Source organism: Streptomyces prunicolor NBRC 13075 (genome assembly GCF_000367365.1).
Lineage (GTDB): Bacteria > Actinomycetota > Actinomycetes > Streptomycetales > Streptomycetaceae > Streptomyces > Streptomyces prunicolor.
This window is the reverse complement of the sequence record NZ_BARF01000150.1, coordinates 20,504-33,343: the sequence shown is the minus strand read 5'-3', so window position 1 is coordinate 33,343 and position 12,840 is coordinate 20,504. Positions and strand designations below refer to the sequence as shown.

Below are 12,840 nucleotides of genomic sequence, written 5' to 3'. Positions count from 1 at the left end.
CGTGAAGGCTTCTGTGGTCGGCACCGCGCTCACACCAACCCCCGCTCGGACAGCACCGCGTACACCGCGTCCGCCGACTCCTGCGGGCTCTGCGTCTGCGTCGGCAGGGTGAGCGCCGGGTCGGTGGGCGGCTCGTACGGGTCGTCGACGCCGGTCAGGCCGGTGAGGTGGCCCGCGGCCTGGCGGGCGTAGAGGCCCTTGACGTCGCGGTCGCTGCACACCTCGACGGGGGTCGCGACATGGACCTCGATGTACGGCGTCCCGCTCGCCTCGTGGCGCTTGCGGACGGCCTCGCGGCTGTCGGCGTACGGCGCGATGACCGGGACGAGCGTCAGGACACCGTTGCGGGCGAGCACCTCGGAGACGAGGCCGATGCGCTGGACATTGGTGTTGCGGTCCTCGCGGGAGAAGCCGAGGCCGGCCGAGAGGAAGCGGCGCACCTCGTCGCCGTCGAGGACCTCCACGCGATGTCCCTCGGCTCTCAGTCGCTCCCCGAGATGTTGGGCGATCGTCGTCTTACCCGCGCTCGGCAGTCCGGTGAGCCAGACGGTGGCTCCCTGAGCCCGTGCCGTGGTGGTCATGCGCAACAGTCCTCTTTCTTACCCGACGAGCGACGTCGTCGAAGGCTAGGTAAGAACTCTGAGAGGACCTGCTAAAGAAGCTGAGGTTTAGCTGAGTGACAGGCGGTGCGCAAGAGGTCGCACCCTTTCGCCATGAACTGTTCATGATCGGCCGCTACGGCGACTGCGGCCGCACCCCCGCGAACACCGCCCCGGCGTCCCGCAGCCGCTCGTGCAGCGCTCGGAACACCTCCGCCGAGCGGGCGCCCGGCCAGTCCCGGGGGAGCAGGCTCGCGGGCAGTCCGGGGTCGGCGTAGGGGAGATGGCGCCAGGAGTCCAGGGCGAGGAGATAGTCGCGGTACGCGTCCTCGGGCGGGGTGTCCGCGCGCTGCTCCCAGTCGTGCAGCACGCGCGCGTGGCGGTCGAGGAACGCCTGGTGCCGGTCGGCGATCGCGGGCAGGTCCCACCAGCGGGCCACGGCCTCGGCGGTCGCCGCGAAGCCGAGGTGCTCACCGCGGAAGAAGTCGACGTACGGGTCGAGGCGCAGCCGTTTGAGGATGTGCCGGGTCTCCTCGTACAGGCGGGCGGGTGCGATCCACACGCCCGGGGCGGCGGTGCCGAAGCCGAGGCCGGACAGCCGGGAGCGCAGGACGTGCCGCTTCTGGCGCTCGGACTCGGGTACGGAGAACACCGCGAGCACCCAGCCCTCGTCCTCCGGGGGTGTGGTCGCGTAGACGCGGCGGTCGCCGTCGTCGAGCAACTGCCGTGCCTCGGGCGAGAGTCGGTACCCGGCGGCGCCCTCTGCCGTACGGGCGGGCAGGAGCAGCCCGCGCCGTTTGAGGCGGGACACCGACGAGCGCACGGAGGGCGCGTCGACGTCGGCCGCGGCCAGGAGCCGGATCAGTTCCGCGACCGGAACCGGGCCGGGCACGAAGCGGCCGTACGCGCCGTAGAGCGTGACGATGAGAGACCGTGGAGCATGCTGGTCGGACACGTTGATCATCTTAGGCCGACGGCATCGCTGCTGGTCACCTCGGGTGCGCTACACCGAACCGCTACGGTCCGTGGAGCGCGGCGAGGGCGGGAACGGTCAGGCGGCGACGGCGAGTCGGTCCGCCGGCACCCGGTGCGGGGCGACGATCCGGCCGTCGGGAAGCACGGCGCCCAGGTCGTCGAAGACGATCGCGCCGTCGCACAGCAGCGTCCAGCCCTGTTCGGGGTGGGCGGAGACGATGTGCGGGGTGGTGGTGTCGGCGGCGGTCACGGGGCACGAGGACTGGTGGGAACACATGGCGTACCTCCACGTCGGATGCGATCCGTTCCGGCGGCTCCGTCACCGCCCGCATCGCATATACAGACCATCCTCCCGCCGCGAACTCATCGGAACCGCCTGCTGTGAAGCGTGACAACACGCGGACAACACTCGGACCGTTCCACGACGCTCGGTGCGGAGTCGCCATCTAACGAGTGACGATCACGACGCTCCGTGCGGACTCGCCACCGAAGGAGTGAGGATCACGGGAGTTGAGGCCGTGGCCCGGTACCAGTGGAGGCCCCAACTCCAGGAGGTACTCCCATGTCCCTGCGTTCAGTCCTCGGTACGGCGGCCGGTGCCGCGCTGCTCCTGCTCGCCGCCGCCCCCGCCGCCACCGCGTCCGCCGCCCCGTACGAGACGGTGACGGTCGACCCCACGGGCAGCATCGCCCCGGACGGCACCGTCACGCTCTCCGGCACCTACCGCTGTCTCGGCAACTCCGGTGCCACCTTTGTCAGTTCCTCCGTCGTCCAGGGCGACTCCCCGGTCCGGCACGGCATCGGTGGCACCCGCGCGGTCTGCGACGGCATGGAACACACCTGGGAGAACTCGGGGAAGCCGTCGTCCGACCCGCTCACCCCCGGCGCCGCCAAGGTCGAGGCCACGGTGATGGAACTGTCCTCCGGGGGCGGTCTGCCGCTGCCGCGCTTCCACGCGGTGCAGCAGCAGGACATCACCCTCGCGAAGAGCTGAACACGGGGAGCTGAACCCCGCGCCTCCGGCCCGCACCCTTCAAGAGGGTGCGGGCCGGAGGGAGTTCGGGTGGTCAGTGCTGGGTGTTGCTGGCCCAGATCGCGGTCGAGCCGCCGGAGTAGATCACCATGTTGCCGTCGCCCTGGAGGCGGAGGATGGCGCCGTCGTGGCCGCCGGTGTTGCTGGCCCAGACGGGCTTGTTGGCGGAGGTGTAGACGACGAGGTTGCCGTCCGCCTGGAACACCGCGTGGTAGTTCGAGCCGAAGGTCATGGTGGCCCAACGGGCCTTGTTGTTCTCGTCGTAGAGCACGAAGTTGCCGTCGGACTGCATGCGCAGCCGCGCCTTCTTCGCGTTGATGGACTGGCCCGCCTTCAGCACCCGGGTGGCCGTGACGAGGACGTCCGACGGATAGCTGGACTTGGTGGTGGAGCTCGACTTCGTCCCCGACTTGGTCGTCCCCGACTTGGTCGAACCGGACTTCGTCGTCGAGGACTTCTTCGTCGGCTTCGCCGCCGAGGCCGGCTTGTTCGTCTTGACCGTCGTCGGCTCGCTCACCGGCTGGGCGTTGGTCCCCTTGCCCGACGAGGTCTTGTGCGGTGTGGCGATCTTCGGTGTGGCGTGCCCGGCCGGAGCGGTCGGGGTGCCCGAGGCGTACGCCCCGGCGCCCGGTGTCGCCGCGCCGTCGCCGAGAATCGTGCCCGCCTGGTCGGCGACCACCCGGTTGTGGGTCTCCGGCGTCTTGTCCCGGCTCATCAGCAGTCCCGGCACCGCGATCAGCAGCGCGCCGAGCACGGCCGCACCGGCCAGCAGCGGGCGGCCCGGACGGCCGACGGACGCGGTCGCCGTGTCTCCGGGGGTCGGTCCGTCGCCCTCGGGCATGCTCGCGGCCAGCGCCCCGACGGGGGCCTCGGCCTCGGCTTCCGGCCGGGCCGACCGGGCGGCGGTCGCGGATTCCGGGCCGGTCGGCCCCGCGGGCTCCTCCGGCGTACGGCCACCGGCGAGCGCCTCGGTCTCCGCCGCCGAGACCGCGGGACGACTCAGCTCGGCCGCGACGGACTCCGCGGAGAGAGCTCCGGCAGAACCGGGTGAATTGGTGGCCCCTGGACGGGACTTGGGGGTCTCGCCCGCCGTACTCCCCGTCGGGGTCGGCGCGTTGGCCGTCTCCCCGGCGGACGCCGCCGCTGATATCGATGTCGATGCCGTCGGGTCCGCCGCCGTCGCCTCCCCGGCCGGGGCACCCGTCACGGAATTCTCTGCCGTGTTCTCTGCCGCCGTTTTCCGCGCGGCCGGTCCGGTTCGGTCTGTCATCCGCCCTGTCCGCTCTCAATCGCCCAGCAGTTCGTCGTACGTCTGTGTGCGCAATCCTATTCACGTCCCATCACGCACATGGGCCAACAGCGGTTCCTTTCACCGGAGTTAACAATCGACACGCACAAGCCCCGGCGCTGGTACGGCCGTTGCGCAACAGCCCATAATTCGCCGTACGGCACTGTTGTGCCGCACCGCGCACCCCCGCTCCGGACGTTCCGCTTTCCGGACCGGAGTGGGAACGGGCGTGCGGGGACGGCATGATGGGGTTGCCGCAACCGACAGGTGCCGACACGAGGAGGTCAGCTGAGTGCGCCAGGTACTGACGGTCTGTCCGGAGGGCACCGGGGACGCCCGGACGATCGGAGAGGCCCTGGCGAGGGCGCGCGGAGGCGCGGTGCTGAGTGTGCGCCCGGGGACGTACGAGGAGAATCTCGTCGTCACCACCCGGGTCACCATCGTCGCCGAACAGGCGCGCGGCACCGTGCGGTTGGCACCGCGCAAGGGCATCGTGATCTCGCTGCGCGTGGACGCGGTGATGCTGACCGACCTGGTGGTCCAGGGCCACGACGAGGAACAGCCGGCCGTGGACGCCTCGCACGGGCAGGTCGCCATGCAGGGCTGTGATCTGTCCGGCGCCTCGTGGACGACCGTACTGGCGCGCAACTCCGGCTCGCTCGCGATGCGCGAGTGCCGGGTGTCGAATCGCACCGGCGCCGGTGTCGTGGTCACCTCGTCCACGGAGAGTTCGCTGGAGTCCTGCACCTTCGAACACTTCGGCACCAGCGGGGTGGTGATCAGCGAGCGCGGCCGGGCCACCCTGCGCGGCTGCACGGTGCGGGACGCGCGCGGCAACGGCGTGCTCGCCAACGGCGACGCCCAGGGCTCCGTGGAGGACTGCGACCTCGCCTCAACGGACAAGCCCTCACTGGCACTTGAGGAGCGCAGCGGGATCCGGGTGCTGCGGACCGTGATCCGCGACACCTCGATCGGTGTGCACATCACCAGCACCGCCCGCTGCGAGCTGGAGGAGGTGCGGGTCACCGGTTCCAGCGGGCCCGGCATCATCGTCTCGCACGGCAGCGACCCGGTGCTGGTCCGCTGCCGCACCGCCCGCACCACGGGCAACGGCCTGCTGGTGACGGACCGTTCACGCGGCACGTACGAGGACTGCTGGCTGACCGGCGCCCAGATGTCGGCGCTGCGGGTGGCCGGGGCCTCCTCGCCCACGCTGACCTCGCTGACCGTCCGGGACGGCGAGTCGGACGGCGTGCTGCTCGAAGAGGACTCGGCGGCCGAGCTGGAGCGCGTGGAGATCATCGACGTCAAGGGCGCCGGTGTGGTGATCCGCGGCAACGCCAACCCGCTGGTGCGGCGCGCCCGCATCACCGGCGCGGGCGGCTGCGGCGTCTCGGTGCGCGACGGCGGGCGCGGCCGGGTCGAGGACTGCACGGTGGAGGCACCGGGCGGCGCGGGCGCGGAGATCGCGGCGGGCGGCAACGTCTATCTCGCGGGATTCAAGGTCAACAACCCCGGTGGCGCCGGTCTGGAGATCGGCGGCGAGGGCACGGCGGCGCTGCGCGACGGCGAGCTGGTCTCGGCCGGCGGCTGCGGTGTACTCGTGGACACCGGGGGCGAGTTGACGGCGAACCGGGTGCGGACCGCCGCTTCCGCCGAGCACGGTTTCCTGGTCCGCGACGGCGGCCGGGCCTCCCTGAACGGCTGCGAGGCGGCCGGCAACGACCGCGACGGCATCCGCGTCGAGTCCGAGGCACCGGTGTCGGTCGTGGGCTGCACGGTCCGCGACAACAAGGGCGGCGGCCTCGTCCAGGCCAAGGCGGGCGGCCGGCTCGCGGTGGAGAACCTCATCAGCACCGGCAACGAGTCCCGCGACGCCTGGGGCTTCGGCGAGGCCGAGGGCACCGACCCGGCGGGCACCGTCTCCGCCTCGGACGGCCCCGGACGCCCCGACGGACCGATGGCCGCGCTGGAGAGCCTGATCGGCCTCGACAACGTCAAGGAACAGGTCCGCACCCTCGTCAACCTCACCCAGCTCGCCGCGCGCCGTGCCCAACTCGGCATGTCCGCACCGCCGATGAGCCGCCACCTGGTCTTCGCGGGCCCGCCCGGCACCGGTAAGACCACCGTGGCCCGCCTCTACGGCACGATCCTCGCCGAGCTGGGCGCCCTGCGCTCCGGGCACCTCGTCGAGGTCTCCCGCGCCGACCTCGTCGCCCAGGTCATCGGCGGAACGGCCATCAAGACCACCGAGGCCTTCGAACGGGCCCTGGGCGGTGTCCTGTTCGTCGACGAGGCTTACACCCTCACCTCCGACTCCCGTGGATCCGGGGCCGACTTCGGGCGCGAGGCCGTCGACACCTTGCTGAAGCTGATGGAGGACCACCGTGAGGACGTGGTCGTCGTCGCGGCCGGTTACTCCGACGAGATGCGCAGCTTCCTCGGCTCCAACCCCGGTCTGGCGTCCCGTTTCTCACGCACCGTCGAGTTCGAGAACTACTCGGTGCCGGAGCTGGTCGAGATCATGGAGAGCATGTGCGTACGTCACCAGTACGCACTCGCCGACGAGACCCGACTCGCCCTCGCGGTGCACTTCGAGCGCATACCCAAGGACGCCGGATTCGGCAACGGCCGTGCCGCACGGCAGGTGTTCGAGGAGATGGTGGACCGGCAGGCCGTACGGCTGTCCGCGCTCACCGACGTCACCGAGCAGGACCTCTCGCTGCTGCTGCCGCAGGACATCAGCGAGGAGGCGGCCCGCACCGCCGCCGACGGCCCGAACGCCGTCGACTCCGGCGACGACGCGCTCAGCAGGCTGGACGCGCTGGTCGGACTGCACGCCGTGAAGCGGGACGTCACCGACCTCGTCAACCTGGTGTCGACCGCCAAGCAGCGCGAAGCCGCGGGACTCCCGGTGCCCCGGCTCAGCCACCACCTCGTCTTCACCGGCCCGCCCGGCACCGGCAAGACCACGGTCGCCCGGCTCTACGGCGAACTCCTCGCCTCCCTGGGCGTGTTGCCGCGCGGCCAGCTCGTCGAGGTGTCCCGCGCCGACCTCGTCGGCCGATACGTGGGCCACACCGCGCAGTTGACCCGCGAGGTCTTCGAACGGGCCCTGGGCGGTGTGCTGTTCGTCGACGAGGCGTACACCCTCACCCCGCGTGAGGCGTCCGGCTCCGACTTCGGCCGGGAGGCCGTGGACACCCTGCTGAAGCTGATGGAGGACCACCGCGACAAGGTGGTCGTCATCGTCGCCGGATACACCCAGGAGATGGAGAACTTCCTGGCCTCCAACCCGGGCCTGTCGTCGAGGTTCTCGCGCCGGGTCGAGTTCGCGGACTACTCCTCCGACGAGCTGGTCACCATCGTCCGCGAGCACGCCGTACAGCTCGGCTACGAGTGCGCTGCCGGACTTGGACCGGTCCTGCGGCAGTACTTCGACTCGCTGCCCCGCGACCGGTCGTTCGGCAACGCGCGCACCGCCCGCCAGATCCTGGAGCGGATGATGACCCGACAGGCGGGCCGGCTCAGCAGGCTGGCCGTCCCCAGCCTCGACGACCTGCGGCTGCTGCTCCCGGAGGACCTCGCCGACCCGACAGCCACCTCTCCCTCCTCCAGCGGTGCGGCCCGGGCATGACGACGACACACGGCAAGGCCGTCGCCACCGGACTGGCACTGCTGCTGACGGCCGCCGCGAGCGCCGTCGGCACCGGATCCGCGTCGGCCGCGGGAAGCACGGTCCAACTCCCCGTGCTGGCCGCGCGGTTGGACGCCGGCGCGGCCTGTGCGGCGGGCTCGGACCGGCGTGCCACCGACGTGCCCTGGGAACAGGTCTCGCTCCAGCTCAGCCGCACCTGGCCGTTCGCGTCGGGCGCCGGGGTGACCGTCGGCGTGGTCGACACCGGGGTCTCGTCCGCCGCGCCCGCGCTCAAGGGCCGGGTCACGGCGGTCGGCGACGCCGGGACCGACTGTGTGGGTCACGGCACCTTCGTCGCTGGGTTGGTCGGCGCGGCCGTAGCGGACGGTGTGCGGTTCGCGGGGGTGGCGCAGCAGGCGCGGATTCTCGCGGTGCGGGGCAGTGACGCGCGCGGGGCGGTCACCGCGGAGCGGGTCGCGGACGGTATCCGGGCCGCGGTGAACGGCGGGGCGAAGGTCGTGACGGTGTCGGCGGCGCTCGCGGGCAACACCCCCACGCTGCGCTCGGCTGTCGCGCTGGCCGCGAAGAAGGACGTCCTGGTGATCGCGGCGGCCGTACCGGACACACCGGCGACGGCGACCTCGACGGACACCCCGCCCGCCCGCAACTACTATCCGGCCGCCGACGACGGTGTCCTCTCCGTCCTCGATGTCGACGTCTCCGGCAAGCGGCCGACCGGTGCGTACACGACCTCCAGCGCCTCAATCGCCGCCCCTGGAGACGGAGTTGTCGGCATCGGCCCGAAGAAGGCCGGCCACTACATCGGCTCCGGCGCGTCACTGGCCGCCGGTTTCGTGGCGGGGGCGGCGGCACTGGTCCGCTCCGTCCACCCGGACCTGACGGCCACCCAGACAGCGGCCCTCCTCCGCTCCTCCGCCTACCCGGCCGACGTACCGCGCCTCGACCCGTACGCGGCGGTCACCTCGGTCCTGACCGGCACCGCCGCCGCACCCCGAGGCGACTCGGGCACCCCGGTCCACCTCCCGGAGGACAAGGCGGCAGGCCCCCTCCGCCGCGCCCTGTGGCCCGCCTCGGCAGGCCTTGCTGTGATCATCGCGGTGGTGTGGCTCGGCCTGATCCTGCCCCGGGGGCGCCGCTTGGGCTGGCGCCCGTCCAAGCCGGAGCGTACGGCCGGGCCCGAGCCCGAGGGCGTGGAGAGCCCGGTTCCGGTGGGCACTGGTGCCCAGGGGACCTCGGAGAGCTGACGGCCGGCAACCACGCAGGTGTGAAACGGAACGGCCCCGGGCGACGAACAGTCGCCCGGGGCCGTTCCGTTCAGTGCCTACGCTTCCTCCTCCGCCCCCGCCGCCAGTGCCGTCTGGATGAGGGACGGCTTGCGGCGGACGATGTGGAGGGCTCGGCCCGGGGGGAGGACCCGGGGCTTGACGTTGCCGAAGACGTAGCCCTCGGACGGGGAGCAGGACATCAGGATGCCGGGCGTGTTGACCTCGTCCAGGCGGCGGAGGAGCTGGTCGTTCAGGCCGCGGCCGGCGCCGGTGGCGGAGCGGGCCACGACCACGTGGAGGCCCAACTCGTGGCCCAGGGCGAGGTGTTCGAAGAGCGGGGCGAAGGGGTGGTCCATGACCGTGCCGCCGCCGACCATGTCGTAGTCGTCGACGAGGACGAACAGGCGGGGGCCCGTCCACCAGTCGGCCTGGCGCATGCGGGCCGGGGTGATCTCCTGGCCCGGCACGCGGGTGCGCAGGGCCTTTGCCGAGCCGCCGACCAGTTGTTTCAGGGCCTCCAGGGCCACCGCGTGGCCCAGGCGGTACTCCTCGGGGACCGCGTCGACCAGGCCGCGGCGGTAGTCGACGACCAGGATGCGGGCCTCGGCCGGGGTGTAGCGGGCGACGACGGAGTCCGCGACCAGCCGGAGGAGGTTGGTCTTGCCGCTTTCCGTGTCGCCGACGGCGACCAGGTGCGGGGTGCGGGAGAAGTCGTGCCAGACCGTGCCGAGGGTCTCCTCGTCCTGGCCGAGCGCGATCTTGAGGCTGACGCCGTCGCCGAGTTCGGGCTCGGCCAGTTCGGCCGCGGGCAGGCGGTGCGGGAGCATCCGGACCTGGGGCGCGCGTGGGCCGTGCCAGGCGGAGGCGATGCGGTCGACCAGGTCCGCTACGCCCTCGCTGAGGGTCTCGTGGTCGGTGGAACCGTCGCCTCGGGGCAGCGCGGAGAGGAAGTGGAGTTTCGTCTCCACGGTCAGACCGCGGCCGGGTATCTGCGGCACCGCGCTCGCCTTGCGGATGTCCACGACGGAGTCCATCGTGTCGCCGAGCCGGAGTTCGAGCCGGGTCGCGGACTGGTCGCGGACCGGAGCGGTGAGTTCCAGCCAGCGAGCGGTCGCGACGATGAGGTGGATGCCGTAGTTGAGGCCGCTGGTGGCGATCTGGTTGAACGTGGGGATGAACTGGTCGAAGTTCTGCCGGACCGCCGACCAGCCGTCGATCACCAGGAAGATGTCGCCGTGCGGTTCGTCGGGGAACTCCCCGGCCGCGCGGCGGCGCCGGTAGGTGGACATGGAGTCGATGCCGTTGTCGAGGAAGAACTGCTCGCGCTGGGTGAGGACGGCGGTGACCTCGGCGACCGTACGGCTGATCCGCTCGGTGTCGAGGCGGGCCGCGACCCCGCCGACGTGCGGCAGGCCGGTGAGCTGGGAGAGCGTGCCGCCGCCGAAGTCGAGGCAGTAGAACTGGACTTCGCGCGGGGTGTGGGTGAGTGCGAGCGCCATGATGAGGCTGCGCAGGACGGTGGACTTGCCGCTCTGTGAACCGCCCGCGACGGCGACATGGCCGCCCGCCCCGGCGAGGTCCACCACGAGCGGATCGCGGCGCTGGTCGAAGGGCTTGTCGACCAGGCCGACCGGGACCCGCAGCTTCCCGGCGCCGTTCCAGCGGGACGCGGCCAGCCCGCGGTCCGGGTCGTCGGCGAGACCGCCGAGCAGGACGTCCAGCGGGGAGGCGGTGTCCAGCGGCGGCAGCCACACCCGGTGGGCGGGCGGCCCAGAGTCGCGCAGCCGGTCAAGGGCCACCGCCAGCAGGCTCTCGGTGGCCTCCTCCGCCTCGGGCTCCGGCGCCGCGATCGCGGCCGGTGCCGGAGCGCGCGGCACGATGTACCCGGTCGACCAGGGCACCACCTGCGTGGCGACCCGGGCCTGCGCGACCGCACCGCCGCGCCTGCGGTAGGGCCCGGACACGTAGGCGGCGCGGAAGCGGGTCAGGGCCTCGATGCCGGACTTGAGGTAGCCGCTGCCGGGCTGCGAGGGCAGTTCGTACGCGTCCGGGACCCCGAGGACACCCCGGGACTCCATCGCGGAGAAGGTGCGCAGACCGATCCGGTACGACAGGTGCGACTCCAACTGGTGCATCCTGCCCTCGTCCAGGCGCTGCGAGGCGAGCAGCAGATGCACGCCGAGGGACCGGCCCAGGCGGCCGATCATCACGAACAGCTCCATGAACTCCCGGTGCGAGGCGAGGAGTTCGCTGAACTCGTCGACGACGACGAACAGGCTGGGCAGCGGGGCGAGATCGGCGCCGCCGGCCCGCGCCTTCTCGTACTCCAGGGCCGAGGTGTAGTTGCCCGCGGACCTCAACAGCTCCTGGCGGCGGATGAGTTCACCGTGCAGCGCGTCCTGCATACGCTCCACCAGGGCGGCTTCGTCGGCCAGGTTGGTGATCACGGCGGAGGTGTGCGGGAGTTCGTCAAGACCGAGGAAGGTCGCGCCACCCTTGAAGTCCACCAGGACGAAGTTCAGGGTCTCGGAGGAGTTGGTGAGCGCCAGGCCGAGGACCAGGGTGCGCAGCAGCTCGGACTTGCCGGAACCGGTCGCGCCGATCAGCATGCCGTGCGGGCCCATGCCGCCCTGCGCGGACTCCTTGATGTCCAGCTCCACGGGCCGGCCGTCCGCGCCGACGGCGACCGGGACACGCAGCCGGGCGGAGCCGGTGTGCCGCCGCCAGATCGTGTCGGGGTCGAGCCGGTGCAGGTCGGCGATGCCGAGCAGCGTGGTCAACTCCGTGTCGTTCGACAGCGGTTCGACCGCGTCCGAGGAGAGAGTCATCCGGTACGGCGCGATCAGCCGGGCCAGCGCCTCGGCGGCGACCGGACCCACCCGGTCGGGGCGGCCCAGCACGGTGGACTGTTCCTTGCGGCTGCGGTCGGTGCGGACCAGGGCGACCGCGTCCGGGGAGACATCGAGACGCAGCGTGGTGCGGCCGGGGCGCCAGGTGAGGCTGTCGGAGAGGTCGACGACGACGGCGTTGCGGTAACCGGGGCCGTCGAAGCGGTGACCCGCCGGGATGGCCGCACCGTCCACGATGACGACCACCAGCGGTTCGTCACGGCCGGGCACGGCGTCGGGGTCGAACGCGGGCCGCTCGGAGAACTCGCTGCCGAGCTGGTCCTCCAGATCGGTGAACGCGGAGGCCACCATGCGCAACGGGCCCGCGCCGTCGGTCTCCTGGGGGTGCTGGTTGTGCGGCAGCCACTTCACCCACTCCCACTCGGCACGCACCTCGTCAGCGGCGCAGACCGCGATCCACAGCTCCTCCGGCGGGTGGAACAGGGCCAGTTGGGCCAGCGCGGCGCGCAGCATCCCGCGCGCGGCGTCGTGGTCGCCGTGCACCAACACCCGTGACCAGGACCGCAGATACAGCGCGATGGGCTGGCCGGGAACGGTGCTGTACGCGCGGATGAAGCGGCGCAGGGCGTGCGCGCACAGCGGTTCCAGGTCCTCAACGGGCTTGCTGGAGACGGGAGTCAGCCGCATCGCGAGCTGCTGGTCGCCGACGGCGATCCGCACCTCGCCGAAGTCCTCGTCCTTCACCCGGCGCTCCCACAGCCGTGTGGTGCGGACCATGGTGCGCAGCACCCGGGGCTCGGGATGCCGCCAGGCCAGGGCGAGCTGCTGCTCGATCACGGCACGCTGCACCGTACGTCGACTTTGCGCCAAGTACCGCAGATAGTCCCGGCGTTCGCCGCGCAGCCGCTGCTTGCGGTCGCCGGCCTTGCGCATGACCTGGCCGATCATCATCGCACCGGCGGCCATCACCATCATGCCGAGCGCGATGTACATGAAGATGCCGCTGGACTGTCCGCCCGACCGCATGAACATCATCATCATCGAGACCGACATCATCGCCATCGGCAGATACGTCCACACCGCGGACGTGTCCGGGACGGTCTCCATGAGGGTCGGCGGCTCCTGGAGGACCAACTCGCCGGCGGGCATGTCGGGTCCGCGACGGCGGGCCGG

Annotated in this window: 8 protein-coding genes; 3 read left to right on the top strand and 5 right to left on the bottom strand. The window is 71.8% G+C overall.

The features are described from left to right. Window positions 1-29 precede the first annotated feature (29 nt). The 3 genes from cysC to SPR02S_RS52445 all read right to left on the bottom strand — a co-directional run bounded on the left by cysC (window position 30) and on the right by SPR02S_RS52445 (window position 1,851). A complete protein-coding gene (gene cysC / locus SPR02S_RS52455; RefSeq protein ID WP_019065071.1) occupies window positions 30-581 on the bottom strand; it encodes an adenylyl-sulfate kinase in 552 nt (183 codons plus the stop codon). 154 nt (window positions 582-735) lie between these two features. Further along, entirely contained in the window at window positions 736-1,563 is an 828-nt protein-coding gene (locus SPR02S_RS52450) for a PaaX family transcriptional regulator (RefSeq protein ID WP_019065070.1), read from the bottom strand. 87 nt (window positions 1,564-1,650) lie between these two features. After that, the gene (locus tag SPR02S_RS52445; protein ID WP_019065069.1) at window positions 1,651-1,851 is read right to left on the bottom strand and encodes a DUF5999 family protein; all 201 of its coding nucleotides are present in this window, start codon (window positions 1,849-1,851) and stop codon (window positions 1,651-1,653) included. A gap of 285 nt (window positions 1,852-2,136) precedes the next feature. Here SPR02S_RS52445 and SPR02S_RS52440 point away from each other — a divergent pair, with 285 nt between their 5' ends. Further along, window positions 2,137-2,568: a DUF6299 family protein gene (locus SPR02S_RS52440; protein ID WP_019065068.1), complete on the top strand. Its 432-nt coding sequence runs from the start codon at window positions 2,137-2,139 to the stop codon at window positions 2,566-2,568. A 73-nt stretch (window positions 2,569-2,641) separates the two neighbouring features. Here SPR02S_RS52440 and SPR02S_RS52435 read toward each other — a convergent pair whose 3' ends face one another. Then, complete coding sequence (locus SPR02S_RS52435) at window positions 2,642-3,814, bottom strand: hypothetical protein (protein ID WP_019065067.1); 1,173 nt, start codon at window positions 3,812-3,814, stop codon at window positions 2,642-2,644. A gap of 373 nt (window positions 3,815-4,187) precedes the next feature. Between SPR02S_RS52435 and SPR02S_RS52430 the strand changes: the two genes are divergently transcribed. After that, window positions 4,188-7,532: a right-handed parallel beta-helix repeat-containing protein gene (locus SPR02S_RS52430; protein ID WP_019065066.1), complete on the top strand. Its 3,345-nt coding sequence runs from the start codon at window positions 4,188-4,190 to the stop codon at window positions 7,530-7,532. After that, the gene (locus SPR02S_RS52425) at window positions 7,529-8,797 is read left to right on the top strand and encodes a S8 family serine peptidase (protein WP_019065065.1); all 1,269 of its coding nucleotides are present in this window, start codon (window positions 7,529-7,531) and stop codon (window positions 8,795-8,797) included. Before SPR02S_RS52430 ends, SPR02S_RS52425 begins: the two co-directional genes overlap by 4 nt. Window positions 8,798-8,874: 77 nt before the next feature. Here SPR02S_RS52425 and SPR02S_RS52420 read toward each other — a convergent pair whose 3' ends face one another. After that, complete coding sequence (locus tag SPR02S_RS52420) at window positions 8,875-12,816, bottom strand: type VII secretion protein EccC (RefSeq protein WP_019065064.1); 3,942 nt, start codon at window positions 12,814-12,816, stop codon at window positions 8,875-8,877. Window positions 12,817-12,840: the final 24 nt, after the last annotated feature.

Excerpts from the sequence above, each read along its gene's own strand:
- SPR02S_RS52440 (WP_019065068.1), top strand. The coding sequence starts at position 2,137 with ATGTCCCTGCGTTCAGTCCTCGGTACGGCGGCCGGTGCCGCGCTGCTC.
- SPR02S_RS52420 (WP_019065064.1), bottom strand. The coding sequence starts at position 12,816 with ATGCCCGCCGGCGAGTTGGTCCTCCAGGAGCCGCCGACCCTCATGGAG.
- cysC (WP_019065071.1), bottom strand. The coding sequence starts at position 581 with ATGACCACCACGGCACGGGCTCAGGGAGCCACCGTCTGGCTCACCGGA.
- SPR02S_RS52425 (WP_019065065.1), top strand. The coding sequence starts at position 7,529 with ATGACGACGACACACGGCAAGGCCGTCGCCACCGGACTGGCACTGCTG.
- SPR02S_RS52450 (WP_019065070.1), bottom strand. The coding sequence starts at position 1,563 with ATGATCAACGTGTCCGACCAGCATGCTCCACGGTCTCTCATCGTCACG.
- SPR02S_RS52445 (WP_019065069.1), bottom strand. The coding sequence starts at position 1,851 with ATGTGTTCCCACCAGTCCTCGTGCCCCGTGACCGCCGCCGACACCACC.